This window comes from Brevibacterium sp. 50QC2O2, assembly GCF_024580675.1.
GTDB classification, from domain to species: Bacteria; Actinomycetota; Actinomycetes; order Actinomycetales; family Brevibacteriaceae; genus Brevibacterium; species Brevibacterium moorei.
On sequence record NZ_JANIJZ010000003.1, the window covers coordinates 47,202 to 71,754 of the forward strand.

The window sequence follows — 24,553 nt, forward strand, 5'->3', positions numbered from 1 at the left end:
CCCGCTCCCGGGGCGGGTCTGGGGGCCGGTCACGACAGGCCCCGGATCGCAATCGCACCCGAGACTCGCCCGACCAGCACCACCTCGCCCGCTTTCACAGCGGCGATGGTCCTGGGATCCAGGAGCGCGCGGACGTGCCCTTCGTAGGTGGCGTCGGTGCGGGCGATGATCAGCGCGACCGCCACGTCTTCTCCGGCGATGAACCCGTCACCACCGTCGACCTCAACCAGTGCTGCGGGCCGGCCCCGACGCCGCGACGGCCGCGCGGATTCCGGGGCCGGGTCGGGCTGCACGACCGGGCGATGGGCGGCAGGGAGGATGTCGGTGAACCTGGTGCCGTCGCTCTCGTGGACGGTCACCCGCACCGGGAACGCCCGCTCCATCGTGGCCAGGTCAACGATCTGCCCGAACATCCCCCGCCGCCACGCCTCCACCCCATCCGGCGGAGCCAGCTCCTGCCCATCGAGCCGCGCGGTCAGCGTGCCATCGGACTGGACGTCGAGTACGAGCAGCGGCACCGACACCGGCACGACTGCCGCGGAGGAGCGATCGGGGGCATCAGGAAGAGGTCTCATACCCGCAGGTGCGCCCGCCCGCCCGTGCCAGGCCCGGCTTCATCGACGCGCTACACGCTGGCCTGAGACGAAGAACCCCTACCTGCTCGTTACCACCCAGACCGCGCCCCGTCTCTCGCCGCCCAGCCGGAACTTCCCCTGGAAGAAAGCCGGTGTCACCGCCCAGGCGCTGCGCACCGACCGGATTCTCTACGAAGTCGAGCAGACCGGCGGCGACATCCGACGCATCTGCGACCTCTTCGGCATCAGCGTCGAGGGAGCCCTGCGCTACACCGTCACCGATCAAGGCACTCTTGAGGCCAGCCCGATCGATCATCTGCCCGAGCGTGCGGCGAGGTGAACACCGGGCAAACACTTCGCGGCGGGCGACGATCCCACTTGCGGGCTGATTCGATGAGTGTGAATATAGAAGCATGTCGATGCAACAGGTAGTGATTGTCGGGTCTGGTCCGGCGGGGTATACGGCCGCGGTGTACGCGGCTCGGGCGGGGCTTGCGCCGGTGGTGATCGCGGGGTCGGTGTCGGCGGGTGGTTCGCTGATGACGACGACCGAGGTGGAGAACTTCCCGGGGTTCACGGACGGGGTGCAGGGTCCGGATCTGATGGAGTCGATGCGGGCGCAGGCCGAGCGCTTCGGCGCCCGCATCCTCCTCGATGACGCGACCCGCATCGACCTGGCTGGCGCCGTCAAGAGGATCGAGACGGGTGCGGGCGAGACCTTCGAGGCGCGCAGTGTGATCCTCACCACCGGCTCCGCCTACCGCAAGCTCGGGCTGCCCGAAGAGGAGCGGCTGTCGGGGCACGGCTTGTCGTGGTGCGCGACCTGTGACGGATTCTTCTTCCGCGACCAGGAGATCGCCGTCATCGGCGGCGGGGACTCCGCGATGGAGGAAGCCTTGTTCCTGACCCGCTTCGCGTCGAAGGTGACGATCGTGCACCGGCGTGAGGCGTTCCGGGCGTCGAAGATCATGGCCGAGCGGGTGCTCGCGGATCCGAAGATCGAGGTCTCCTGGAACAGCGAGGTCGCGGGCATCCTTGGCGAGACCCGCGTCGAGGGCCTCCGGTTGCGCGACACCGGCACCGGCGAGGAGCGCGTCCTGCCCGTGACCGGGGTGTTCGTCGCGATCGGACACGACCCGCGCTCGGAGCTGCTGACCGGCCAGGTCGACCTCGACGACGACGGCTACGTGCTCGTCGAGCACCCCACGACCGCGACGAACCTGCCGGGCGTGTTCGCCGCCGGGGATCTCGTCGACCGCCGTTACCGGCAGGCGATCACCGCCGCGGGGACCGGGTGCGCTGCCGCCCTCGACGCGCAGCACTTCCTCGCCGGCCTGCCTGCCGAGGACCTTGATTCTGAACTTCTGGAGGTGTCCGCATGAGCGCGACCATGACCGTGACCGATGCCACGTTCGAGGCCGAGGTGATCCAGTCCGATCTCCCTGTGGTGGTCGATATCTGGGCGGCCTGGTGCGGGCCGTGCAAGGCGATCGCCCCGATCCTGGAAGACCTCGCCGGCGAGTACGACGGCCGGGTGAAGATCGTCAAGCTCGACGCCGACCAGAACCCCGATGCCGTGATGGCGGCGGGGGTGACGTCGATCCCGACGCTCGGCTTCTACCGGGATGGTGAGCGCGTGGACGTGCTCATCGGCGCGCACCCGAAGCCCGTCATCGCAGGCAAGATCGAGAGCCTGATCGCATGAGTACCGCAACTACTGTTCGCGTCAAGCCCGCGCGCCTCTCCACCCTCGACCGGTGGCTGCCTGTGTGGATCGGCCTCGCCATGGTCGCGGGCCTCCTGCTCGGCCGCTTCATCCCGGCACTCTCCGAGATGCTCGCCCGCATGGAGGTCGGCGGCATCTCGGTGCCGATCGGGCTCGGCCTGCTCGTCATGATGTACCCGGTGCTCGCGAAGGTCCGCTACGACAAGGTCGCCGCCGTCACCGGCGATAAGAAGCTCCTCGTCTCCTCCCTGATCTTGAACTGGCTGGTCGGCCCGGCCGTGATGTTCGCGCTCGCGTGGGTCTTCCTCCCGGATCTGCCCGAGTACCGCACCGGCCTCATCATCGTCGGCCTGGCCCGCTGCATCGCGATGGTGGTGATCTGGAACGACCTCGCCTGCGGCGACCGCGAAGCGACCGCCGTGCTGGTGTTCATCAACTCGGTGTTCCAGGTGATCGCGTTCTCGCTGCTCGGCTGGTTCTACCTCACCATCCTGCCGGGCTGGCTCGGCCTCGACACCCAGGGACTGGACGTCTCGGTCGGGCAGATCGCGCTCAACGTGCTCGTCTTCCTCGGCGTCCCGCTCCTGGCGGGGTTCCTCACCCGCTACTTCGGCGAGCAGGCGAAGGGGCGCGACTGGTACGAGGGGAAGTTCATCCCCGTGATCGGCCCGTTCGCGCTCTATGGTCTCCTTTTCACGATCGTGCTGCTGTTCGCCCTGCAGGGCGAGGCGATCACGTCGCAGCCGTGGGATGTCGCACGGATCGCGCTGCCACTGCTGGCGTACTTCGCGATCATGTGGTTCGCAGGACTCCTGCTCGGCAAGGGCATCGGCCTGAACTACGCCCGCTCGACCACGCTCGCGTTCACCGCAGCGGGCAACAACTTCGAGCTCGCGATCGCGGTCGCCATCGGCACCTTCGGTGCGACCAGCGGGCAGGCCCTCGCCGGTGTCGTCGGCCCGCTGATCGAGGTGCCCGTGCTCGTCGGCCTCGTCTACGTCTCCCTGTGGGCCGCCCGCAGCTGGTTCCACACCGATCCCTACGCCGTGGAGGCACGCTCATGACCGACACCCTCGCAGCCGGTGACGAGGTTTGCGCGCCCAGCGCCGCACCGGCCATCGGCGCCGAGATCGCGCAGGCTCTCGCGGGCACGCTCAAAGCCCTCGCCGATCCGCTGCGGCTGCGGATGCTCTCGGCGATCGCGACCGATCCGCGCGGCGAGTCCTGCGTGTGCGATCTCGCCGAACTCGCCGACGTCTCCCAGCCCACCGTCTCCCACCATCTGAAGGTCCTCAAGACCGTGGGGCTGCTCGATTCCGAACGGCGCGGCACCTGGGTCTGGTACTCCATCCCCGTCGATCGGCGCGGGGCGGTGACCGCGCTGCTGGAGGCCTTCGCCCCCGCAGTGGTCGCCCCCGCCTCGACGACTCCGTCTGCGGACTTCGGGGAGTTCGCCGACATGGATGCGCACATCACCCATCTCGCCGCGGATCTCGCCGCCCGCACCCCGGAACTGCCGGCGGCGACGGTGACCGGGATCGTGCGCGACTCCTTCACCGCGCTGGCGAGGTCGGCGAAGATCACCCGCTACCTCGTCCCGCTGACCGAGCGGTTCGCCAAGCAACGCCTCGCCGACCTCACGAGAGACCGGGCGACCGCGCCGCCGCAGGTGCTGTTCGTGTGCGTGGCGAACGCCGGCCGCTCCCAGCTCGCCGCCGCCCTCACCCGGCAGCTCTCGGGAGGGCGGGTCGTGGCCCGCTCGGCCGGGTCGACCCCGGCCGCCGGCATCCACCCGCACGTGCGGGACCTCATCACCGAGATCACCGGCACCGGAACCGAGGCAGAAGAAGCGTTCCCGAAGCCGCTCACCGACGACGCGATCCGCGCCGCCGACGTGGTGATCACGATGGGATGCGGCGACGTCTGCCCGGTCGTGCCCGGCGTCCGCTACGAGGACTGGCCGGTCGCCGACCCCGCACTGGCATCCCCGGACGGGGTGCTCGCGATCCGCGACGACATCGCCGCCCGCGTCCGCACCCTCATCGACTCCCTCCTCACCGACTGAAAGCAGAGACCTGCCATGACTGATCCCAAGCCCTCCGTGCTGTTCGTGTGCGTGCACAACGCGGGCCGCTCCCAAATGGTCGCCGGCTACCTCCGCCACTACGCCACCGGTCGCATCGAAGTCCGATCCGCCGGGTCGATGCCCGCCGAGCAGATCAACCCCGTCGCCGTCGAAGCGATGCGGGAGGACGGCATCGACATCACCGCGGAGCAGCCCAAGGTGCTCACGACCGAGGCCGTGCAGGCCTCCGACGTGGTCATCACCATGGGGTGCGGCGACGCCTGCCCGTTCTTCCCCGGCAAGCGCTACGAGGACTGGAAGCTCGACGACCCCGCAGGCCAGGGCATCGACGCCGTCCGCCCCATCCGCGACGACATCAAGGCACGCATCCGAGCCCTGGTCGCCGAGCTGCTGGGTGAGGAGCAGGTGGCGTCTGCGTGATCGATGTCGTCGTCATCGGCGGCGGTCAGGCCGGGCTCGCCGCGGGCTTCTACCTGCGGCGGTCCGGCCTGGACTTCGTCATCCTCGACGCCCAGACCGGGCCGGGCGGGGCGTGGCGGCACGGATGGGAGTCCCTGCGGCTGTTCTCCCCGGCCCAGTACAGCCCGCTCCCGGGCTGGCCGATGCCACCCCAGCCCGGGGAGACGTTCCCGACCGCCGCACACGTCGCCCAATACCTCGCCGACTACGAAGCACGCTACGAGCTCCCCGTTCACCGGCCCGTCCGCGTCCACCAGGTCCGCTGGGATGCGGGAGCCTTCGTGGTGGGCACTGACCGGGGCGAATGGGTGGCGCGGGCGGTGATCAGCGCCACCGGTACCTGGCAGAGCCCCCATGTTCCCGCCTATCCGGGGCAGGACGCGTTCACCGGCCCGCAGTTGCACACCGTTGACTATCGGACGCCGGAGCGGTTTTCCGGGCAGCGGGTCGTGGTCGTCGGCGGAGGGAACTCCGCCGCGCAGATCCTCGCCGAAGTCTCCACTGTCGCCGACACCCTCTGGGTCACGGCGCGCCCGCCGCGGTTCATGCCCGACGACGTCGACGGGCGGGTGCTCTTCGACGTCGCCACCGCCCGCGCCGCCGCCCAGCGCGCCGGGGTCCGCCATGACGGGGTGGCCGGGCTCGGCGACATCGTCATGGTGCCCCCGGTGCGCGAGGCCCGCGACCGTGGCGTCCTCCACGCGGTCCCGATGTTCGACCGGCTCACCTCGACGGGCGTGGCGTGGAGTAGCGGGCGCGAGTATGCGTGCGACGCGGTCATCTGGTGCACCGGGTTCGCCCCGCACCTCGATCACCTCGCCCCGCTCGGCCTCACCCTCACCGGCGGGCACCCGGCCACCGCGGGAACCCGCTCGGTCGATCATCCCGGCCTGCATCTGCTCGGATACGGCGACTGGACCGGATTCGCATCGGCAACCCTCATCGGCGCCGGACGCACCGCGAAACTCGCGGTCACCGAACTCCGCACCCACCTCGCCCCCGGAAGCCGGTAGGATGCCGCCGCCGCGCCCCGTCCATGATCCGCGGTCGCGAGGGGGTCGTCTCAGGCCGTGGCCGGCTCGGCCCGGGTTGCCTCGGGTTGCCTGGCAGGGTGCGGGCGGGCGCTCAGCAGGAGCAGGACGGTGCCGACTGCGGCGAGGCCTGCCAGCACGGCGAATCCGGTCGCGTAGCTGCCCGTCGCCCAGGCCAGGAACGTGCCCGCCCAGGGCGCGATCGCCGTGGCCAGCAGCACCGCGACGCCCATCACCGCGGACAGGTGCCCGTAGGCGCGCGGCCCCCACCGGTCGGTGATCGCCGTGGCCTGCAGCAGCGTCGCGATGCCCCGCCCGACGCCGGCGAGGATCAACAGAGGCCGAAGCGCTTCCCACCTTGGCCGAGCAGGGAATCTCATCCGACTCGGTCGCGGAGCGGATGCGGCTGTGGCGAGGTGACTTGACCGTTCTGCGAGCTGATGCGATCGTGAATGCCGCGAACGACCGCATGCTGGGATGCTTCGTTCCAGGCCATGTCTGCATCGACAACGTGATCCATGCCGCAGCCGGTCCGGCGTTGCGCGAAGAGTGCGCCGAACACATGCGACGTCAGGGACACGCGGAACCCACCGGCAGCGCGACACTGACCGCCGCGTATCACCTGCCGGCCTCGTATCTGATCCACACTATCGGTCCGATCGTGCCGAGCCACCGGCCCACAGCTGCGGATGAAGCCGCATTGGCGTCTTGCTATCGCTCGATCCTCGACGCCGCGGAGGCGCAACGGCGGCATTCGTACCGTCGGGTTCTGCTCCATCTCCACCGGGGTGTTCGGCTACCCGAAGGACGCCGGGGCAGGCGTCGCAATCCGCACCATCCGCGACTGGCTCACCAACCACCCGGAGAGCCGCATCGAACCCCTCGTTTCTGCATTCACGCCCACAGATGAAGCCGTCTACCTCGACGCCATCACGGAGGTACTGACATGACGGACATGCGCGACGCCGCTTCGTGGATTGCCGACGCTGATCGGGTACTCGTCACCGCCGGCGCGGGACTCTCCGCTGCAGCCGGGTTCGACTACACCGACCAGGAGCGTTTCGCGGAGCTGTTCCCCGTGCTCCACCAGGCCGGGCTACGAGCGCGCTACGAGATGATCGGCCGCGACCTGCCGCCCGAGTACCTCTGGGGATTCTGGGCCGTGCACACGAGCGACATTCGGTTCAACTCCGCACCGTCACCGCTATACCAGCAACTACGGGGCATGGTTGGCGACCGCGACTACTTCGTGATGACCTCGAATGTCGACCAGCTCTTCTCGCGCAACGGGTTCGACACCGATCGTATGTACACCCCGCAAGGCGACTACGGACTGTACCAATGCCTCACTCCCTGCACCCGCGAAGTCTGGCCATCCGAGCCCATCATCCGTGCCGCCCTTGACGCCTATGACCCGGGGACGGGGAAGGTCGCTCCCGAGGCGATCTCGACCTGCCCGAACTGCGGCGGCCAGGTGTTCCTCAACGTGTACGCCGGAGCCTGGTACATCAACGATCACTTCCAGCCCGGTCTCGGCCGCCTCAACGACTGGCTCGCCGAAACACGGGAGAGTGGGGACTCCCTTGCCATCGTGGAAATCGGTGCTGGTTTCAACACGCCCGGCGTGATCCGCTGGCCCAGTGAACAGCTCGCTCGTGCCCTGCCGAACGCCAGACTCATCCGCATCAACCGCGATCACGCAGACCTACCCGACGATCTTGTCGGTCGAGCCTTCCCCATCCCCGCTAATGCCGGAGACGCCATCGCCCAGATCACTTCACTCTCAGGAGCCTTCGAATGACCCTTCCCCCTCGTGCTGTCGCAGCGGCACGAGCACGGCCAGCGGTGAGACTGTTCCCCGCGTGAAACCCGGCGGTGGATGCTGCCGGCGCCTGCGTGGCGAGGCACCGCTGGAGTCCTCGGAGCATGGGGACGTCGCACCGACCTGACCTGCGTCCGCGGACATGCCCGGCGGGTTCCGATGCTCGTGGTCGGCGTCGGTCCGGTCTCCTGATGGACTCCGGCCGATCCTCGAGCCGTCAGCGCCGCATGCCCTCCTCGACGAGCCGGATCGCCGTGGTGAGCCCGTCCGCCGCCTGTGCGTGGTCGATGCGCGCGAGGGCGAACGCCGCGACGACCAGTCCTGTCACCGCGTCGACGAGGCGCGCCCGGTCCGCGGGATCGCCCTCCGGCTCGTGTGCGGCGATGCCGCGAGAGATCGCCGTGTGCAGCTCGGTGCGGTACTCGGCGATGGTGCGGGCGATCTGCTCGTCGTGGGCGATGGATGCGCCGGCCGCGTTGATGAGCAGGCAGCCGTTGGCGGCGGGCATCGAATCCCTTCGCCGGAACGCGTCGCGGAGCCCGGTGAGGTACGCGAGGATCGCATCCCGATCGACGGGATCGGTCTGCAGCGGGCGAAGCCGCGGGCGGACGATGTCGTCGAGATAGCTCTGCACCGCCGCGTCGAAGAGTCCCCGCTTGGATCCGAAAGTGTTGTAGATGCTGGATCGGCTCAGTCCGGTGGCGTGTTCGAGCGCGGGGATGGATGCGTCCTCGTAGCCGCATTGCCAGAACAGCGTCCGCGCGGCGTGCACGACCGCATCCCGATCGAAGCTCTGCGTGCGTGACATCGCCCGCCTTCTTTCCGTAACGTTCTTTCCAGTATATATTGGAAGAGTCGTTACAGAACACGGGCGAGAGTCCGTGAAAGGGGCAACATCATGATCGTCGCAGGTCTCGTGCTCGCGGGCGTCGCCGCGCTGGTGCACGTCTACATCTTCTACCTGGAGTCCGTCGCGTGGACGAGCCCGCGCACGTGGGCGACGTTCGGAACGGATGAGGCAGAGGCGAGGGCGACGAAGGGGATGGCGTTCAACCAGGGCTTCTACAACCTGTTCCTGGCGATCGTCGTGATCGTCGGCATCGTCTTCGTCGCCCTGGGCGGCACGGCCGTCGGGGCGGCGCTGGTGTTCAGCGCCGCCGGTTCGATGTCCGCCGCCGCGCTGGTGCTGGCGCTGTCCAGTCCGGACAAGTCCGCAGCCGCCCTCAAGCAGGGTGTGATCCCGGCGCTCGGCGTGATCACCCTGGCGATCGGCCTCGCACTCTGACGCGTGCCCCGTCGGGGCCGCGTGCGCATACAGATCCCACCGAGGATCCCATCGAGAAGGAAGAAACCGTTCCATGTCTGATTTCGTCAGCACTCAGATCCAGCTCGCGGCACGCCCGATCGGCTGGCCCGCTCCGGAGGACTTCCGGGTCGTGCGGGTCCCGTACGGGCCGCTGGAACCCGGCCAGGTGCGTGTGCGGAACGAATACGTGTCCGTCGACCCGTACATGCGCGGAAGGATGAACGACACGCGCTCGTACGTCGCCCCCTACGCGCTGGGGGAGACGATCGCGGGCGGGGCGATCGGCCGGGTGGTGGCCTCGACGGTCGCCGACATGCCCGTGGGGTCGCTGGTGCTGCACCAGCACGGCTGGACGGACACGGCGCAGGATGCCGCATCTACGTTCCAGATCGTTCCCGAGACACCCGGCGTGCCCTCGTCTCTGCGGTTGCACATCCTGGGGATGACCGGTCTGACCGCGTATGTCGGGCTGACGGCGATCGCCGGCATGAAGGAGGGCGACACGGTGTTCGTCTCCGGTGCCGCGGGCGCGGTGGGCACCGCGGTCGGGCAGATCGCGAAGCTCCTCGGCGCGGGCCGGGTGGTGGGCTCGGCCGGATCGCCGGAGAAGGTGGCGCTGCTGACCGAGAAGTACGGGTACGACGCGGCGTTCGACTACAAGGACGGCGACGTGCGCGGCCAGCTCGCCGCGGCCGCACCGGACGGCATCGACGTCTTCTTCGACAATGTGGGCGGAGGCCACCTCGAAGCAGCGCTCGATGCCTTCAACGACGGCGGTCGCGCGGCGCTCTGCGGGGCGATCGCCGGATACAACACCACGACGCGCCTGCCCGGGCCGGACAACATGGCGAACATCATCACCCGCGCGCTCACGCTCCGGGGCTTCACCCTGGCGGCCCACCTCCACCTGGCCCCCGAGTTCCGGGAGAAGATGACGGGCTGGTTCGCGGAGGGAAGGATCTCTTACGACGAGACCATCGTGGACGGCATCGAGAACACCGTCGATGCCTTCCTCGACATGATGCGCGGTGCGAACACCGGCAAGATGCTCGTGCGCGTCGCACCCGAGCAGGCCTGAGCCGATGCGCGCGCTCGTGCACGACGGGTACACCTCGGCGGCTGGGCTCGCGGTCGCCGAGGTGCCGACGCCACGGGTCGGTGCCGATCGGGTCCTCGTCCGCGTGCTCACGGCGTCGGTGAACCCCGTCGACTGGCATCTCTACCGCGGAGATCCGTGGATCATGCGTCTGCGCAGACCCGGCGCGGCGCGGCAGGGGCTGCAGGGCGTCGGGGAGGACTTCGCCGGTGTCGTCGCCGAGGTCGGCGCGGGTGTGACCGGTGTCGCAGTGGGGGAGCGGGTCTTCGGCACGATCCCCGCGACGGCGCAGCGGACCGGTTCGATCGCCGAGTACGTCGACGTCGATCCCGAGTGGTTCGCGGTTCTGCCGCCGGGCGTCGATCCCTCCGCCGCGGCGGCGAGCTCACTCGCCGGCCTCACCGCCATGCAGGCGCTTCGGGACGCCGGCGGCCCCGAACCCGGCGGACGTGTCCTGGTGTGGGGCGCCGCCGGTGGCGTCGGCCACCTCGCCGTGCAGATCGCCCGTCTGCTGGGGGCCTCCCGGGTGGATGCCGTGTGCTCTGCGCGCAGCATCGACATGGTCCGTGGTCTCGGAGCGGACGACGTCTTCGACTACACGGTGGGTGAGACACCGCGCGGGCCCTACGACGTCGTGATCGACACCGTCTGCACGGCGCGCGCCTCGACCCTCCGCCGCATCCTCGCCCCGGAGGGCGTCGTCGTCACGATCGGGGCGGCGGGCGGAGGCAGGATCCTGGGACCCGGCGGCCCGATCGTGAGACGTGCGGTGGGCAGCGCGCTCGCACGCATCACGGCCCGCACCGTGCTGACGAGAGTCGATTCGAGCGATCTCGCTCGGCTCGGCAGCTGGTTGCAGACCGGTGCGCTGCGCGTCGTGCTGGAACGCGTCTTCCCCCTGGCGCAGGCGCCTGCCGCGTATGAGGTGCTCGAGGAAGGCCGGGTGCGCGGCAAGCTGGTCATCGACGTGTCGGGAGCGCCTGCCGCTTGAGGCACGGCGAAGGGCCGCCCGAACGAGATGACACGGGCAGCGGGTGAACTCAGACCTCCTTGGCGAGGAGGCGTCGATGCACGGCTCGACCTCGGTGGCCAGCAGTGTGAGGCACTCCAGGAAGTGCTCGTGGGGAAGACTGCCGATGTCCATCTGGAGAATGTGCCGAACGTGGCCGAGATGGCTGTGCAGGTGGACGATTACGCCGTCAACGCCGGTCCGGCCATCACGACACCACCTGTACCGAGAATCTGATAGGCCTCGCTGTATCAAGCCGTTGCTACACGAACAAGATCACGCCCTTCTCTCGTGAATGAACGCAGGCTGCGTCTCGTAGTACGTGAGTGCCCCGTCACAAGCTGCGTGCTGCTCCGTCTCGATGCGGCCCGGGGCGACGGGACTCGTGCTCGAACGGGTCGTGGAGCTGCCGTTCCCGCCGCTCCGCTCGCCGCCTCGCCTGTTCCTGCTCCTGCTGAGCGCGGTTGGCCTCGATGCGCCGCGCGGCATCGCTCACCGGGAGGTTGCGGAGTTCACGGGCTTCGGCGCGGATTAGGGCGGCCCGTGTGCGGGCGTCGGCGGCGTCGCGGTGCGGGTTGACCGTGCGCATGCCGAACTGGTCTCGGCGGGTGTGTTCAGTTCCGTACCCGCTGACCAGCAACGCCGTGCGCTCACGCTGGTGTCGCTGCTGGGTTGCTTTCTGCTGGGAGTGTGCTGCGTGGACGGCACGGTCGGCGTCGCCGACGCGGGGGTCGGTCTCGGCTCGGCGCGCTGCTGCCTGGGCCATCCAGGCAGGGAGCGCTTCGAGGGTGCGGGGCGGCTCGGCATCCCAGGCGTCGCGGAGCTGGGCGCGGGTAGTCCGGACTTGTTCGGTTGCGGTGCGATGTTCGGTGCGGGCCTTGCGTCTGCCGAACGGTCCCACGGTCGCGAGGCGGGCACTCGCGGCCGCCTCAGTGTCGATGACGGCGACGTAGGCCGCGCCGTCCGCCTCGGCCTGCATGGTCAGCGGCGCAGTGACCTCGGCACGGAGACGCGCGGCCTCGTCCTCTACCCGGTGGAGCGTCGCGGCGTCTTCGTCGTCCTCGGCCCGGTGCGCAGCGCGTTGGGCGTCGAGGTATGCGGCGGCCTTCTCCCACCGTTGCGCCTGCCGGTGTGCGCGCTCGGCTTCCTCGTCAAGGCGTGCGAGTTCGTCGGTGACGAGCCGAACAGGGCCATCCGCGGCAAGTCCACGCACGGCTTCGACGGCTTGGGCGGTGGCGTAGTCGAGGCCGCGGTCTGCCGGGTCGCGTTCCATCGCCTCGATGAACTGGGCCCTGGCGTCGGCCAGGTTCTCCGCAACGACGTGCAGTTGGTTCTGCTCGCGGCCTCGGGTCATGCCGACGTAGACGCCTGCCGCGCTGGTCGCCTCCGACAGCACCGTGTGAGACGCATCGACGGTCGCGCCTTGGACGCCGTAGGCGGTCGCGGCATAGGACAGGTGCGCATGCTCGCCCACATACTCGGGCGGGAGCGCGACCGTGCGCCGGTGCTTTCGGCCGCTGCCGACCCCGCGGGCATAGACGGTGCCGTCCTCAGTGACGTGTTGCACGATCCACTGCTGCCGGTTTGCCACACCCAGGTCGCTGCTGTTCTTCCTCGTCTGGATGAGGTCACCGGAACCGATGCTCAGCCCGTCACTCCCGGTCTCTGTCACGATGTCGTCGACCTCGCCGCGCTCGACCCGACCAGTACGGATGCGCTCGTTCAGCGCGGCGGCTTCGTCGTTCGTAGCGACAGTGATCGCCTTACCCTCCTGGGCGTGAGCGGTGATGTGTTCACGCGCCGCGTTGTCGCTTTCGTGCAGGGTGACGAGGGGGTCTGATGCACGTTCACCGACATCGGTTCCACGGGACACGAGTTGGAGCGGCTACTCGAAGCCGGCGCGAACGGAGAGATCTCCACCGTCATCGTTTCTGATCTGGCACGACTCGGCCGCCGACCAGGCGAGAACATGCGCATCATCGATCAGCTCGAAGAAGCAGGGGTCACGGTGCGGGTTGCTGACCAGCACGCACCGGGACCGTCCGGCCTCGAACAGAGACTCCTGATGCTCGTCGCCGCGGAGCCAGGTCAACGTGGAGAGCACCCGACGCGACGGCACTGACCAGGTCCGCTAGGTACGAGAGCGCCCTCTGATTTCCGGGAATCAGGGGGCGCTCAGGTCTGCGAAGAAGGTCATGCCACGCGAGGACGCCGACCCTTCGGACGGATCGTGCCCCCGCACGAGACCACAGCGGCTCGTACCGCGTCGTTGCTGATCCCAAGCTGTCGTCCCGCGTCGAGCAACGTCAGACCATTGGCATACAGCCGAGCAGCCTCCTCACGCACCGAATTAGGAAGCTCAGGCCCGTTTCGAGGCCGCAGTCCCGCCCGTCGTGCCAGCGCGTGCACCGTGCCTCGATGCACCCCGAACCGCTTCGCCAGCTCCTGCACCGGTGCACCTTCCGAGTAGGCAGCGAGTAGTTCCGCGCGACTCTGGGCGTTCAAACGGGTTTGACTCACGAGCGGTTTCGCGACCACCTCACCCCGCTCGTCCTGGACGGGCTGACGCTCCGGACGAACACCAGAGAGCTTCTTTCCCTTGAGAGCGCGCCTGATCAGCGTCAGAACAGGCTTTCTGGGGTTTGACAAGTACCCAGCAAGGTCCACCGCAGACAAGGCCCCTCACCAGGCAAAACGCCGGGTGAGGGGCCTTCGTCGCATTCAGAGGGCCGCCCTCTAGATGAAGACGTCCAGGAGCAGCGCACCCAGCAGGCCCACCACCGAGATGAGCGACTCCAGCACCGTCCAGGTCTTGAAGGTCTGCGTGACGCTGGTGCCCAGGTACTGCTTGACCAGCCAGAACCCCGCATCGTTGACGTGCGAGAGGAACACGGAGCCGGCCCCCACGGCCAAAACCAGCAGCGAGACCTCGGCGGTGGGCAATTCTGCGGCCGCGGGTGCCATGAGGCCGGCTGCGGTCACCGTCGCCACGGTCGCCGAACCGGTGGCCACACGCACCAGGGCCGACACCAGCCAGCCCAACAGGACGATCGACACGCCAGTGCCCAGCACGCCGGCCGTGATGACCGTACCGATGCCGGTGTCCACCAGGATCTGCTTGAAGGCACCGCCGGCGCCCACGATGAGGATGATCCCAGCGATGGGCGGAACCGAGGACTCGAGCGTCTTGGCGACCTGTGCGCGCCCCATGCCAGATGGCAGGCCCAGGGTGAAGATGCTGACGAACACCGTGATCAGCAGGGCCACGGCGGGTGTGCCGAGGAAGTCGATCAGGTGCCAGAGGAAGCCGGAGCTAGCGGGCGCGAAGACCTCGACGATCGCCTTGAGCAGCATGAGCACGACCGGCAACAGGATCGAGGCCAGGGCGTTGCCGAACGGGGGTCTGCGAGTGGGGGTGAAAGGCGCGTCCTCGTCGGCGGTGGCGCCTGCGGGTGTCTGGGCACCGGCCTGCTCCCCGTGCTTGAACTTCCGTGACACGCGCTCCTGTTCCTGCGGGTCGTTGCCCGGCCCCGTACGGTACTGGTCCGGCACGCCGAACAGCGGCGGCACGGGCACAGGGGCCCAGCGCGCGGCGAATCCGGAGAACAGGGGACCGGCGATGATCAGAGTCGGAATGGCCACCAGAATGCCCAGCGCCAGGGTCAACCCCAGGTTGGCCTTGAGGGCGTCGATGGCGATGAGGGGTCCGGGGTGCGGCGGCACCAGGCCGTGCATGGTGGACAGTCCGGACAGGGTCGGGATCGCGATCTTCATCAGCGGCAGGCCCGAACGCCGGGTGACCAGGATGATGATCGGGATGAGCAGCACCAAGCCGATCTCGAAAAACATGGGCAGGCCGATCACCGAGCCGACCACTGCCATGGTCCACGGTAGGAAGCGCGGGCTGGACCGGTCGACGAGCGTATCGACGATCCGGTCGGCGCCGCCGGAGTCGGCCAGCATCTTGCCGAACATGGCACCCAGGGCGATGAGCACGCCCACGCCGCCGGCGGTGTCGCCGAATCCCTTGGTGAAACTGGTCAGAGCGTCCGCCGGGGCCATGCCGGCACCGATCCCCACTCCCAGCGCCCCCACGGTCAGGGCCAGGAACGGCGAGACCTTGAGCCAGGTGATGAGCGCGATGATGACGGCGAAACCGATGATGGTCGCTGCCAACAGCCGGGGTTCGGAGCCGACGGCGGTTGCGGTTGCGGCGGAATCGCCCTCGGCCAGGAGGGTTACCGCGGGGGAGTGCAGTGCAGGTAGTGCCTGAAACATCATTGTTCCCAAGCCTTCCCGTGAGGTCCAGTGGTGGAGCCGCCCGGTGGACGGCTTGGATGAGAACATGCCCGAATAATCGATGTCTGTGTTCCGCAGCACTCTGCGAGCCGCCACAATCGTCTTCCCGGAGTAGCGTGGAGGGTACGCGAAGCACATCGATGTACAGGAGGCCTTCCCATGTATCGCATAGTCCGGCCCGGCGCGGCGCTCGCCCTGGCCATCGGAATCGCGGTACCCCTTGCCGCGTGCTCGGGTGCATCCCAAACGACCGGCGCCCCCGCCCCAACCGAGCAGGTCACACAACCGGGTGCCCCCGCAGCGCCGACGGCCCCCGATGACGGCTCCGCCCAGGCCCCGGCGTCCACAGCAGGGACCGAACCGGGGCAGGACCCGTCGAAGACGGACGGGCTCTGCACGACGGCGGCTCTGCACGTCACGATGACCCCGGAGGACGCCGCAGCTGGCTCCCGCTACTTCACGATCACCTTCAAGAACCAAGGGGAGACGAGCTGCCACCTCAACGGTCATCCGGGCGTTTCTGCCGTCGCCGGCGATAAGGGCGAACAACTCGGAAAGGCGGCAGCACATGGCGCGCCGGACCCCGGCCGGGTCACCCTGGCGCCGGGCGATTCCGCACATGCCACGCTCAAGGCGGTCAACATCGGCGACGATGGCGGCCCGCTGGCCGGACGCTGCAAGGTCGAATCCGCGGCCGGGTGGAGGATCTACCCGCCGGATTCGAAGAAGTCCGTGTTCCTCCGGCAAACGGATATGAGGGCCTGCGGCTCCGACGTCGAATGGCTGACAGTCGGCTCCGTGACGAAGTGAGCCGGGGGAGCGAGTCAGAGCATGGGCGGCAGGCACAACAGGCCGCCTGACCGACGCCCCACCCCGTCTGATAGCCTGATTCGCTGTGTCTGAGACTGTAAGCGAAGAGAACGCCCCTGAAACCCCCATCCCGGCAGGTAGCCTGACCGGCAAGGTCGCCCTGGTGACCGGATCCTCGCGCGGAATCGGCGCTGACACCGCGGGCTACCTGGCCGCGGCCGGCGCCGATGTCGTCATCAACTACCGCAACAAGGCCCCGCGCGCGCAGCGCCTGGCGACCAAGCTGCAGGAGGCATACGGGGTCCAGGCGCCCACCATCGGCGCCGACCTGACGGATCCGGAATCCGTCACCGCGATGTTCGAGCAGATCCGCGAACACTTCGGCAAGCTCGACATCCTGGTCCTGAACGCCTCGGGCGGGATGGAGTCGGGGATGGCAGAGGACTATGCCCTGAAACTCAACCGCGATGCCCAGGTCAATGCGCTGCGCACCGCGCTGCCGCTGCTGTCCAGCGGCGCCCGCGTGGTCTTCGTGACCAGCCACCAGGCCCACTTCGTCGAAACCGCCCCGCAGATGGCCGACTACGCCCCGGTGGCGCGGTCGAAGAACGCCGGCGAGCAGGCACTGCGTGGCCTGATCGGCGAACTGGACGCCAAGGGCATCGGGTTCACCGTGGTCTCCGGGGACATGATCGAGGGCACGATCACGGCAACCCTGCTGGAACGGTCCAATCCGGGTGCGATCGAGGCCAGCCGCAAGCAGGCCGGCCGTCTGTACACCGTGTCGGAATTCGCCGCCGAGGTCGCCGCGGCCGCCGTCGAACCCGTCCCCGCCGATCACACCAAGTTGGTCGGCGACGTCAGCGCATACCAGGCCTGAGACCGCCCGGGCAGCACCGGCTTACAGCCGGATATCCGGCCGCCGGCGCCCGCGCCTGCCGCCCGGGCTCCGGTGCGTGCGCGGCCGGCCGTCGTCGGGTTCGTCCGCGACGACGACCTCGGCGATCTCCGGGGTGTGCGCATCGGGAGCAGGGGCTTCGGCCCCGCGCTTGGCCCGGCCGGCGCCCAGGGCCCGGCGCAACCCGCCCAACAGGTCCGCATCCGCCTTCTGCGATGATCTGCGCGGGTCGGTCCCGGGGGTGAAGTCCTCCGGGAAGGTGCCGAAGGTGATCCGTGCGTTCGAAGCGACCCGGCGGGCCATCGAGTGGTTGACGGACCCGCCGACCAGGGCGCCGACGCCGAAGGGCAGAGCGGTGCCCAGCACCGAACCGACGGTGCCGGCAGCGTACTTCTTCACCAGCATCTGCTTGAGCTTCTTCGCCAGTGCATTGACCGCGGTCTGCGGCAGGGTTCCGGCGACCAACGACATCCAGCTGTCGTTCTGATCGCGCTCCATCATGTCCAGGGCGTTCTGTGCGGCGCTCGGGCGCGCACCCGCACCGGAAGCGCCGGCGCCCCTGGCCCTGGACGCACCTCTGGCGCCCGCGGCGCGCTGGGCGAACTGCCGGATCACCTTCTGCCCCGAGGAGCCCAACACCACACCCAGCACCAGCGCATTGGCCCGCTGCTCGTCGGCGACCTCGACCCCGGAGAGCTCCGCCAGGGACTGCGCGTAGAGCGCCGTGAGCTCGAGGAAGGCGCCGGTCTCCGCGGTCGCCAGGCCCAGGCCGACGGCAGTGCCGATGCCCGGGACCACAGCGCCCGCACCCACAGCTGCACCGCTGCCCGTGGTCGCCCACAGGTAATGATTTGTCACGATCCGGGCGATCCGGTCCGGTCCGACATCCGGGTGGGCCCTGCGGACTGCGCGCAGATAGGCCAGGACGACCGGCCGCTGGACCGATACCGCCTTGCCCAGGATGCGCGATGCCAATGGCAGGCGCGCCGCCCGGGGGAGGGCCTTCATCGAATTCGCCACGTGAGATTCCTTTCGCCGGCGGATGGTGCAGAGCCCCATCCTGTCATCGCCGGCCGAAAGGATGATGGGAGCCGGGTACGATGTGCGGGTGAGTGAAACCCCGAACCGGAACCAGGGCCGGGCCTATCACCGGCCCGTCAAACGTGCCGACTTGGACGGGCCGGACACCGGTCTGGACCCCGCGGCCCGCGCGGAACTCGCCCATGAGCTCGCATCCCTCCTGGTGACGGGCCCGGACCTGCCGCGCAATGCCGCATCCGCCCGCCGTTTCGTCACCCTGGCCGAGGAATTCGGAATGGACACCGTCACCCGGATGTGGGCCTCGTGTCCGCCGGTCAGCCTGCCCGGCGCGCTGTTCCGTCTGTACGCACTGCGCGCCTGGATCCAGGGCCACGGGAGACAAGCCGCACAGTGGTATACGAACGGTCTGGGGCATACCGCCGACCCCGGTGCCAGGCGGTTGACCGCGGCCCAGGTCGTCGCCGGAGTGCAGGAACCACCGGGACCCGCCGAGGTCGCGCGGACCGCCGACGAAATCCTCACCGGGGCCTTCCTGGGCGACTTCGCCGATGCGCTGGCCCGTGCCTCGGCCTTCGTGTCCGTGGCCGCGACCGGGCGCGCAGCGGACCCCGGCACGACGGCGGATACACCGGATCCCGGCCTCGGCAATTTCGTCCGGCTGGCCGAGGACCTGGCCTGCGCCGCCCGGGATTACCGGGCCGGAAGCCTGAACTGATACGCTGGACGCGGATGTCGGGCTGCTGAAGCCCCGGGCTCCAAAAATCGCCGCTTCGAGCGGCCTACCGCCGAGAGGCGCTCTCAGTCCGGCATCCCTATCATCACGGAAAGAGGAACCGTGCCACTTCGTCGCTCTGCCCACGATTCGGCGTTCTTCTCCCTCCTGGTCACCCAGACCGAACATCTGCGCGATGCGAACCTGGTGTTGGCCGAACTCTCCGGGATCCCCGCAGCCGAACGCCGGCAGGCGGTCAAACGGATGCACTCGATCAGCGACCGGGCCGATGAGTCCGCCGGTGCCATGTTGCGCCTGCTGCGGGAGAACTATCTGCCGCCATTGGACCGGAGGGAACTCTACGCCCTCTCCGATACGATCCGCGACGTCAACCACCGCCTGGACGCGGTCGGTTTCGCCATGACGTCCTCGGCGTTCGACGATCTGCCCGTGGGAGTGCTGGAGATGCTCTCGTTGCTCTCCCAACAGGCCGACCAGACCATCAGGATGGCCCAGCGGCTGGGTGCGAAGGTCGATCAATGGGACTACGTCGACCGGATGAACAGCCTGCACAACCGTGCGATCGCCCTGCAACAGCAGGTGTCAGACGCGGTGCCGGCGGCACGCCTGGGCCTGACCTATCTGGCGGCCGCGATGTCGCTGTCGAACGCGTTCATCCAGGCGTCCAGCGGCTGCAAGGCGATCGCCCGGGTGGTCGCCGAGATCGCCATCCGCGAATCCTAGGCGCCGACCCGTGATCGAACTTCTCACCGGGGTCCTCGTTCTGGGCCTGGTCTTCGCCTTCGCCAACGGTTTCCACGATATGGGAGTGGTGGTCGGCAACGCCGTGGCCACCCGTGCTCTGCGACCCGGCCCCGCAGTCACCCTGGCCACCGGTTTCACCGTGGTGGGCGCCCTGTTGGGCCAGGGGATCGCCGATGCCGTGACCGACGCCCTGCTGCACTTCAGCGAGGACCCGCGCACGATCCTGCTGACGATGCTGGCGGGCCTGTCGGCGGCGCTGCTGATCAACGTCGCAACGTACCTGATGGCGGTGCCGGTGAGTTCCACCCATTGCCTGTTCGGCGGGCTGGCCGGCGCGGCCGTGATCTTCGGATTCACCGGGCCCGACCGCGCATCCCTTCTGGCGGTCGGGCTGCCCCTGCTGCTGGCGCCCGTCATCGCCTGGCTGTGTTCCCTGCTTGTCACCCGGGTGGTACTGCAGGTGGTCCGGGCACGGCCGGCCAAACCCCTGCTGCGCGTGTTCCGCATGGCCTCGAGCGTTGGGGTGGCCCTGCTGTCCCTGGTCCACGGGGTGCAGGATGCGCAGAAGATCGGCGCGGTGCTGTTCTTCGCCTGGGGCGCGGTCCACGCCCTGCCCGGCGGTGCCGGGCTCGGAGCCCAGCGGCCGCTGTGGCTGCTGCTGGCCGTGGCCTGTGCACTGGGCCTGGGCACCGCCACCGGCGGCTGGCGGGTGGCGCGCACGGTGAGTATGCGGATGGTTTCGCTGGAACCGGTGCGCGGTGCGGTGGCCGGGCTGGTCGCCTCCGCCGTGCTCTACGTGTCGACCTTCGTCTTCCGGGCCCCGTTCTCCACCGCCTGGTCGGTGGTCGGGGCCAATCTGGGCACCCAGATCGGGGCCCGGCCCAACCGCGTCCACCTGGAGCTGGCCCTGAAGGTGGGGAGCACCTGGCTGTTGACCCTGGTGGTCGCGGCCGGGCTGGGCTGCCTGCTGGCCTGGCCGCTGTCCGGCCTGGTCTGAGTCCTGCGGAGAGCGGGAGCGGGGCTCAGCCGAACCGGCCGGAGATGTAGTTCTGCGTCTCCTCCCGCTCCGGGTTGGAGAAGATCGTCTCGGTGTCGTTGAACTCGATGAGGTGGCCGGGCTTGCCGGTGCCAGCGATGTTGAAGAACGCGGTCTTCTGCGACACCCGCGCCGCCTGCTGCATATTGTGCGTGACGATGACGACGGTGAAGTCCTCTTTGAGCTCGTTGATCAGGTCCTCGATCGCCAGGGTGGAGATCGGGTCCAGGGCCGAACACGGCTCGTCCATCAGCAGCACCGAGGGGCGCACCGCGATCGCCCTGGCAATGCACAGACGCTGCTGCTGGCCACCGGACAGGCCGGAGCCCGGCAGGTCGAGGCGGTCCTTGACCTCACCCCACAGATTCGCCCCGCGCAGGGCCGATTCGGCCAGCTCGTCGGCGTCGGCCCGGCTGATCTTCGAGTTGTTCAGTCGCACCCCGGCCAGCACGTTCTCCTTGATGGACATGGTGGGGAAGGGGTTGGCGCGCTGGAACACCATCCCCACCTCGCGGCGCACGTCGACGGGGTCGACCCCGCCGGCGTAGATGTCCTGGCCGTCCATCCTGACGCGGCCCTCGACTCGGGCTCCGGGGATCACCTCGTGCATCCGGTTCAGCGTGCGCAGCACAGTGGACTTGCCACAGCCCGAAGGGCCGATGAAGGCCGTGACGGTGCGCGGGCGGATGCTCATCGACACGCCCTCGACGGCACGGAAATCGCCGTAGAAGATGTTCAAGTCGTCGATGTCGATCTGTTTGGACATGCGTTGTGCCTTTCGTGTGCCTAGCGGGAGGCCTTGGGGGCCAGCCGGTGGGCGATGATTCGGGCGGCCAGGTTGAGCACCATGACCAGCACGATGAGCACCAGGGCCGCTGCCCAGGCGCGATCATAGCTGGCGATGGCGTCGGACCCGGGCGCGGTGGGGCGCATCTGCGCATCGTAGATGAAGGTCGGCAGGGTGGTCATCCAGCCGGAGAACACGTTCCAGTTCATTCCGGCGGCGAACCCGGCGGTGACCATGATGGGCGCGGTTTCGCCGATCACCCGGGAGATCGCGATCGTGATCCCCGACAGGATGCCGCTGATCGCGGTGGGCAGGACGATCTTCATGATCGTCTTCCACTTCGGCACGCCCAGGGCGTATGTGGCCTCGCGCAGGTCGTGGGGGACCAGGCGCAGGATCTCCTCCGTCGAGCGCACGACCAGAGGGATCATCAGCACGGACAGGGCGACGGCCGCGGCCAGCCCGGATTTGGCATTGGTCAGCTGGGAGGGCGCCACGATGCCGATGACCGTCGAGAACAGGGCGAAGGCGAACAGGCCGGCGACGATCGACGGAATGCCGGTCATCACGTCGACGAAGAAGGTGATCGCCCGGCCCAGCCGGTTCTTCCCCGCGTACTCGACCAGGTAGATGGCTGCGAGCACGCCGATCGGGATCGAGATGATGGCCGCGACCAACGTGATGAGGACGGTGCCGACGATCGCATGGTAGAACCCGCCCATCAGGGGTCCGTCGCCGGCGACGAATTCGCGGTCGAATACCCCCTTCATCCCGTCCATGGTCCGGGTGAGCACCGTGGAGTTCTCCAGCAGCACGGGCAGTCCACGGCTGACGGCCATCCACAGCAGGGCCAGCAGCGGGATGCAGGCGATGACGAAGGAGGCCACGATGAGTGTCGTCATGACCCGGTCGGTCACTTTGCGGCGGTTCATATCAGCCCTCCTTGATGGTCGTGCGGGTGACGATCCAGCGGGCCGCCATGTTCACGATCAGGGTGATCGCGAAGAGCACCAGGCCGATGGAGATGAGTTCCGAGAGCCGCAGTCCCGAGGCCTCTGGGAAGTTCTGTGCGATCTCCGCGGCGATCGTCTGGTTGCCGGATACCAGTAGGGACAGGGTCAGTCCGCCCGAGGACAGGACCATGGCAACCGCCATGGTCTCGCCCAGGGCCCGGCCCAGTCCCAGCATGATGGCCGAGACGATGCCCGAGGTGCCGAAGGGCAGCACGGCCATACGGATCATCTCCCAGCGGGTCGCGCCCAGGGCCAGGGCCGCCTCCTCCTGCAGCCGGGGCGTCTGCAGGAAGACCTCGCGCGACAGGGAGGTGATGATCGGCAGCACCATGATGGACAGCACCAGGGAGGCGGTGAGGATGGTATTGCCGGTCTGGGACACTCCGCCGCCCGCATCGGGGGCGAAGATCGGGATCCAGCCCAGCCAGGTCGCCAGCCAGGCGTAGAGGCCCGTGAGGTGTCCGGAGATGGACAGGCCCCACAGTCCGTAGACCACCGAGGGAATGGCCGCCAGCAGGTCGATGACATAGCCCAGGCTGGAGGCGAAACGGCGTGGTGCGATGTGCGTGGTGAACAGTGCGATGCCCAGGGCGAAGGGAGTGGCGACCAGCAGCGCGATGAGCGCGCTGATGAGCGTGCCCGCGATCAGCGGCAGCACATAGGCAATGAACCCGTGCCCGCCGGAGATCGAACCGGGCTCCGAGGCCGAGGCCCTGATGACATCGGTCGACTGCAACAACAGGAACAGCGCCACACCGGCCAGGATGGCCAGGATCAGGATGCCAGCCGCCAGCGACAGGAGGGAGAAAATGCGGTCGCCCGGCCGCACCACGGCGCGTGTCCGTGATGCGGCCGGGCGCTCGATTACTGTGTCGCTCAACCCTTGACCTTAATCGTGTCGACTGCCTTGGCGGCCTTTTCGGCTACGGCCGGGGACAGCGGCGCGGATTTGGCGTTCTCCGCACCCGACTGCTGCCCCTCATCGCTGAGCACGTACTTCTCCCAGGACTTGACCAGATCGGCCTTGGCCTGGTCGGCATAGGCCGAGCAGACGATGTGATAGGACACCAGGACCAGCGGGTAGGTGTCCGCCTCGGTGGAATCGCGCTTGATGTCGATGGCGATGTCGTTCTCGCCGCGGCCGGACACCTGATCGGAGGCCTCGACGGCCTTGGCAGCGGCCTCGGCCGAATGGGCCACATAGGTGTCGCCGACCTTGATCTTCGCGGTTCCCATATCGTCGGTGACGGCGGAGGAGTCGACGTAGCCGATCGCCCCCTTGGTCTTCGTCACCGTGGAGACGACGCCATCGGTGCCCTGCGCGGATTCGCCCTTGTAGGCGCCGGGGAACTCCTTGGAGCCCTCATCGGGCCAGTCCTTGGAGGCGGTCTTGTTCAGGTAGTCCGTGAAGTTCTCCGTGGTGCCCGATTCGTCCTTGCGGTGCACGGCGGTGATGGGGGAGTCCGGCAGGTTGGCATCGGCGTTCTCCGCCTTGATCGCCGGATCGTTCCACGTGGTGATCTTGCCGGAGAAAATCTGTGCGATGAGGGATGGGGACATATTGAGTTCGCTCACCCCCTCGAGGTTGAAGGCCACCGAAATGGGGGAGATGTAGACGGGGAACTCGATGGCGCCATCGGGCCCGCAGACCTTCTTGGCGGCTTCGACCTGATCGTCCTCGAGGTAGGCGTCGGAACCTGCGAAGTCCGCGGTGCCGGCCAGGAACTGCTTGACGCCGGCACCCGAACCATCGGGCGAGTAGTTCACCTGGGCTCCCGAATTCGCCGACTTGAAGTCGGTTGACCAGGCCTGCACAGCGGACTTCTGCGCCGAGGACCCGATGCCCACCAGGGTGCCGGAAACACTTGCGGAATCCGACGCCTGGGAACCGGTCCCGGTTTCCCCCGTGGCCGAACCGCCACAGGCGGACAGCGTGAGAGCGCCGATCGAGACGATGGCGGCGGCGGGGATGACGCGCTTGAGTTTCACTATGATGTACCTTTCACACCAGGGTTCTTCGGGCCGAACGCCCGCTTCGCCTTCACGGTAGAAGCGGCAGTTTGCCCGAAGACCCATAGCGGG

General features: G+C 68.5%; 29 protein-coding genes. 18 read left to right on the plus strand and 11 right to left on the minus strand.

Annotated features, from left to right (window positions below; genetic code table 11):
- Positions 1–29: 29 nt before the first annotated feature.
- Positions 30–575 (minus strand): hypothetical protein, encoded by a 546-nt coding sequence (locus tag NQ038_RS03315; RefSeq protein WP_257048836.1) that lies wholly within the window; start codon positions 573–575, stop codon positions 30–32.
- Between the two features lie 413 nt (positions 576–988).
- On the opposite strand from NQ038_RS03315, the gene trxB reads away from it, so the two are divergent.
- The 6 genes from trxB to NQ038_RS03345 are packed head-to-tail and all read left to right on the plus strand — an operon-like array spanning position 989 to position 5,859.
- A complete protein-coding gene (gene trxB / locus NQ038_RS03320) occupies positions 989–1,957 on the plus strand; it encodes a thioredoxin-disulfide reductase (RefSeq protein WP_257048835.1) in 969 nt (322 codons plus the stop codon).
- On the plus strand, positions 1,954–2,280 hold the full coding sequence (gene trxA / locus NQ038_RS03325) for a thioredoxin (protein WP_257048833.1): 327 nt from the start codon (positions 1,954–1,956) through the stop codon (positions 2,278–2,280). Before trxB ends, trxA begins: the two co-directional genes overlap by 4 nt.
- On the plus strand, positions 2,277–3,365 hold the full coding sequence (gene arsB / locus NQ038_RS03330; RefSeq protein ID WP_257048832.1) for an ACR3 family arsenite efflux transporter: 1,089 nt from the start codon (positions 2,277–2,279) through the stop codon (positions 3,363–3,365). The genes trxA and arsB overlap by 4 nt, the downstream gene beginning before the upstream one ends.
- Entirely contained in the window at positions 3,362–4,366 is a 1,005-nt protein-coding gene (locus tag NQ038_RS03335; RefSeq protein ID WP_257048831.1) for a metalloregulator ArsR/SmtB family transcription factor, read from the plus strand. The genes arsB and NQ038_RS03335 overlap by 4 nt, the downstream gene beginning before the upstream one ends.
- A 15-nt stretch (positions 4,367–4,381) precedes the next feature.
- Complete coding sequence (locus NQ038_RS03340; RefSeq protein ID WP_257048830.1) at positions 4,382–4,807, plus strand: arsenate reductase ArsC; 426 nt, start codon at positions 4,382–4,384, stop codon at positions 4,805–4,807.
- Entirely contained in the window at positions 4,804–5,859 is a 1,056-nt protein-coding gene (locus NQ038_RS03345) for an ArsO family NAD(P)H-dependent flavin-containing monooxygenase (protein ID WP_257048829.1), read from the plus strand. Before NQ038_RS03340 ends, NQ038_RS03345 begins: the two co-directional genes overlap by 4 nt.
- A 50-nt stretch (positions 5,860–5,909) precedes the next feature.
- On the opposite strand, the gene NQ038_RS03350 is transcribed toward NQ038_RS03345, so the two are convergent.
- On the minus strand, positions 5,910–6,257 hold the full coding sequence (locus tag NQ038_RS03350) for an MFS transporter (RefSeq protein ID WP_257048828.1): 348 nt from the start codon (positions 6,255–6,257) through the stop codon (positions 5,910–5,912).
- Positions 6,258–6,346: 89 nt separating this feature from the next.
- Between NQ038_RS03350 and NQ038_RS15565 the strand changes: the two genes are divergently transcribed.
- Both NQ038_RS15565 and NQ038_RS03360 read left to right on the plus strand, forming a co-directional pair.
- A complete protein-coding gene (locus tag NQ038_RS15565; RefSeq protein ID WP_373456779.1) occupies positions 6,347–6,787 on the plus strand; it encodes a macro domain-containing protein in 441 nt (146 codons plus the stop codon).
- A gap of 36 nt (positions 6,788–6,823) precedes the next feature.
- Entirely contained in the window at positions 6,824–7,678 is an 855-nt protein-coding gene (locus NQ038_RS03360) for a hypothetical protein (protein ID WP_257048826.1), read from the plus strand.
- A gap of 238 nt (positions 7,679–7,916) precedes the next feature.
- Here the strand turns inward: NQ038_RS03360 and NQ038_RS03365 are convergent, their stop codons facing one another.
- The gene (locus NQ038_RS03365; protein WP_257048825.1) at positions 7,917–8,507 is read right to left on the minus strand and encodes a TetR/AcrR family transcriptional regulator; all 591 of its coding nucleotides are present in this window, start codon (positions 8,505–8,507) and stop codon (positions 7,917–7,919) included.
- 90 nt (positions 8,508–8,597) lie between these two features.
- Here NQ038_RS03365 and NQ038_RS03370 point away from each other — a divergent pair, with 90 nt between their 5' ends.
- The 4 genes from NQ038_RS03370 (at position 8,598) to NQ038_RS03385 (ending at position 11,347) form a co-directional block, all read left to right on the plus strand.
- Positions 8,598–8,984 carry a DUF1304 domain-containing protein gene (locus tag NQ038_RS03370; RefSeq protein ID WP_257048824.1) on the plus strand — a complete coding sequence of 129 codons (387 nt, stop codon included), beginning with the start codon at positions 8,598–8,600 and terminating at the stop codon, positions 8,982–8,984.
- Positions 8,985–9,057: 73 nt separating this feature from the next.
- Positions 9,058–10,083, plus strand: coding sequence for an NADP-dependent oxidoreductase (locus NQ038_RS03375; RefSeq protein ID WP_257048823.1), 1,026 nt, complete (start codon positions 9,058–9,060; stop codon positions 10,081–10,083).
- Positions 10,084–10,099: 16 nt separating this feature from the next.
- Positions 10,100–11,092 (plus strand): NAD(P)-dependent alcohol dehydrogenase, encoded by a 993-nt coding sequence (locus tag NQ038_RS03380; protein ID WP_257048821.1) that lies wholly within the window; start codon positions 10,100–10,102, stop codon positions 11,090–11,092.
- Between the two features lie 129 nt (positions 11,093–11,221).
- A complete protein-coding gene (locus NQ038_RS03385) occupies positions 11,222–11,347 on the plus strand; it encodes a hypothetical protein (protein WP_257048820.1) in 126 nt (41 codons plus the stop codon).
- Between the two features lie 97 nt (positions 11,348–11,444).
- Here the strand turns inward: NQ038_RS03385 and NQ038_RS03390 are convergent, their stop codons facing one another.
- Entirely contained in the window at positions 11,445–12,983 is a 1,539-nt protein-coding gene (locus NQ038_RS03390) for a hypothetical protein (protein WP_257048819.1), read from the minus strand.
- Between the two features lie 3 nt (positions 12,984–12,986).
- On the opposite strand from NQ038_RS03390, the gene NQ038_RS15570 reads away from it, so the two are divergent.
- The gene (locus NQ038_RS15570; RefSeq protein ID WP_373456772.1) at positions 12,987–13,232 is read left to right on the plus strand and encodes a recombinase family protein; all 246 of its coding nucleotides are present in this window, start codon (positions 12,987–12,989) and stop codon (positions 13,230–13,232) included.
- 71 nt (positions 13,233–13,303) lie between these two features.
- Here the strand turns inward: NQ038_RS15570 and NQ038_RS15575 are convergent, their stop codons facing one another.
- Together NQ038_RS15575 and NQ038_RS03400 are read right to left on the minus strand one after the other, a co-directional pair.
- A complete protein-coding gene (locus NQ038_RS15575; protein WP_373456780.1) occupies positions 13,304–13,777 on the minus strand; it encodes a helix-turn-helix domain-containing protein in 474 nt (157 codons plus the stop codon).
- Positions 13,778–13,846: 69 nt separating this feature from the next.
- On the minus strand, positions 13,847–15,388 hold the full coding sequence (locus tag NQ038_RS03400) for a GntP family permease (RefSeq protein ID WP_373456781.1): 1,542 nt from the start codon (positions 15,386–15,388) through the stop codon (positions 13,847–13,849).
- Between the two features lie 180 nt (positions 15,389–15,568).
- Between NQ038_RS03400 and NQ038_RS03405 the strand changes: the two genes are divergently transcribed.
- Positions 15,569–16,219, plus strand: a complete 651-nt coding sequence (locus NQ038_RS03405) for a DUF4232 domain-containing protein (RefSeq protein WP_257048816.1) — start codon at positions 15,569–15,571, stop codon at positions 16,217–16,219.
- A gap of 85 nt (positions 16,220–16,304) precedes the next feature.
- The gene (locus NQ038_RS03410; protein ID WP_257048814.1) at positions 16,305–17,099 is read left to right on the plus strand and encodes an SDR family oxidoreductase; all 795 of its coding nucleotides are present in this window, start codon (positions 16,305–16,307) and stop codon (positions 17,097–17,099) included.
- A gap of 21 nt (positions 17,100–17,120) precedes the next feature.
- Here NQ038_RS03410 and NQ038_RS03415 read toward each other — a convergent pair whose 3' ends face one another.
- Positions 17,121–18,137 (minus strand): hypothetical protein, encoded by a 1,017-nt coding sequence (locus NQ038_RS03415; RefSeq protein ID WP_257048813.1) that lies wholly within the window; start codon positions 18,135–18,137, stop codon positions 17,121–17,123.
- A gap of 88 nt (positions 18,138–18,225) precedes the next feature.
- On the opposite strand from NQ038_RS03415, the gene NQ038_RS03420 reads away from it, so the two are divergent.
- The 3 genes from NQ038_RS03420 (at position 18,226) to NQ038_RS03430 (ending at position 20,632) form a co-directional block, all read left to right on the plus strand.
- The gene (locus tag NQ038_RS03420) at positions 18,226–18,873 is read left to right on the plus strand and encodes a hypothetical protein (RefSeq protein WP_257048812.1); all 648 of its coding nucleotides are present in this window, start codon (positions 18,226–18,228) and stop codon (positions 18,871–18,873) included.
- Positions 18,874–18,993: 120 nt separating this feature from the next.
- Positions 18,994–19,614, plus strand: a complete 621-nt coding sequence (locus tag NQ038_RS03425) for a DUF47 domain-containing protein (protein WP_257048811.1) — start codon at positions 18,994–18,996, stop codon at positions 19,612–19,614.
- 10 nt (positions 19,615–19,624) lie between these two features.
- Entirely contained in the window at positions 19,625–20,632 is a 1,008-nt protein-coding gene (locus tag NQ038_RS03430; protein WP_257048810.1) for an inorganic phosphate transporter, read from the plus strand.
- A gap of 25 nt (positions 20,633–20,657) precedes the next feature.
- Here the strand turns inward: NQ038_RS03430 and pstB are convergent, their stop codons facing one another.
- The 4 genes from pstB to pstS are packed head-to-tail and all read right to left on the minus strand — an operon-like array spanning position 20,658 to position 24,460.
- Complete coding sequence (gene pstB, locus NQ038_RS03435) at positions 20,658–21,437, minus strand: phosphate ABC transporter ATP-binding protein PstB (protein WP_257048809.1); 780 nt, start codon at positions 21,435–21,437, stop codon at positions 20,658–20,660.
- A gap of 20 nt (positions 21,438–21,457) precedes the next feature.
- Positions 21,458–22,390: a phosphate ABC transporter permease PstA gene (gene pstA, locus NQ038_RS03440; protein WP_257048808.1), complete on the minus strand. Its 933-nt coding sequence runs from the start codon at positions 22,388–22,390 to the stop codon at positions 21,458–21,460.
- 1 nt (position 22,391) lies between these two features.
- Positions 22,392–23,336 carry a phosphate ABC transporter permease subunit PstC gene (pstC, locus tag NQ038_RS03445; RefSeq protein ID WP_257048879.1) on the minus strand — a complete coding sequence of 315 codons (945 nt, stop codon included), beginning with the start codon at positions 23,334–23,336 and terminating at the stop codon, positions 22,392–22,394.
- 11 nt (positions 23,337–23,347) lie between these two features.
- Positions 23,348–24,460, minus strand: a complete 1,113-nt coding sequence (gene pstS, locus NQ038_RS03450; protein WP_257048807.1) for a phosphate ABC transporter substrate-binding protein PstS — start codon at positions 24,458–24,460, stop codon at positions 23,348–23,350.
- Positions 24,461–24,553: the final 93 nt, after the last annotated feature.

Coding starts and splice junctions, on each gene's coding strand:
- NQ038_RS03315 (WP_257048836.1), bottom strand. CDS start 575: ATGAGACCTCTTCCTGATGCCCCCGATCGCTCCTCCGCGGCAGTCGTG.
- trxB (WP_257048835.1), top strand. CDS start 989: ATGTCGATGCAACAGGTAGTGATTGTCGGGTCTGGTCCGGCGGGGTAT.
- trxA (WP_257048833.1), top strand. CDS start 1,954: ATGAGCGCGACCATGACCGTGACCGATGCCACGTTCGAGGCCGAGGTG.
- arsB (WP_257048832.1), top strand. CDS start 2,277: ATGAGTACCGCAACTACTGTTCGCGTCAAGCCCGCGCGCCTCTCCACC.
- NQ038_RS03335 (WP_257048831.1), top strand. CDS start 3,362: ATGACCGACACCCTCGCAGCCGGTGACGAGGTTTGCGCGCCCAGCGCC.
- NQ038_RS03340 (WP_257048830.1), top strand. CDS start 4,382: ATGACTGATCCCAAGCCCTCCGTGCTGTTCGTGTGCGTGCACAACGCG.
- NQ038_RS03350 (WP_257048828.1), bottom strand. CDS start 6,257: ATGAGATTCCCTGCTCGGCCAAGGTGGGAAGCGCTTCGGCCTCTGTTG.
- NQ038_RS15565 (WP_373456779.1), top strand. CDS start 6,347: ATGCTGGGATGCTTCGTTCCAGGCCATGTCTGCATCGACAACGTGATC.
- NQ038_RS03360 (WP_257048826.1), top strand. CDS start 6,824: ATGACGGACATGCGCGACGCCGCTTCGTGGATTGCCGACGCTGATCGG.
- NQ038_RS03365 (WP_257048825.1), bottom strand. CDS start 8,507: ATGTCACGCACGCAGAGCTTCGATCGGGATGCGGTCGTGCACGCCGCG.
- NQ038_RS03370 (WP_257048824.1), top strand. CDS start 8,598: ATGATCGTCGCAGGTCTCGTGCTCGCGGGCGTCGCCGCGCTGGTGCAC.
- NQ038_RS03375 (WP_257048823.1), top strand. CDS start 9,058: ATGTCTGATTTCGTCAGCACTCAGATCCAGCTCGCGGCACGCCCGATC.
- NQ038_RS03400 (WP_373456781.1), bottom strand. CDS start 15,388: ATGTTTCAGGCACTACCTGCACTGCACTCCCCCGCGGTAACCCTCCTG.
- NQ038_RS03405 (WP_257048816.1), top strand. CDS start 15,569: ATGTATCGCATAGTCCGGCCCGGCGCGGCGCTCGCCCTGGCCATCGGA.
- pstB (WP_257048809.1), bottom strand. CDS start 21,437: ATGTCCAAACAGATCGACATCGACGACTTGAACATCTTCTACGGCGAT.
- pstA (WP_257048808.1), bottom strand. CDS start 22,390: ATGAACCGCCGCAAAGTGACCGACCGGGTCATGACGACACTCATCGTG.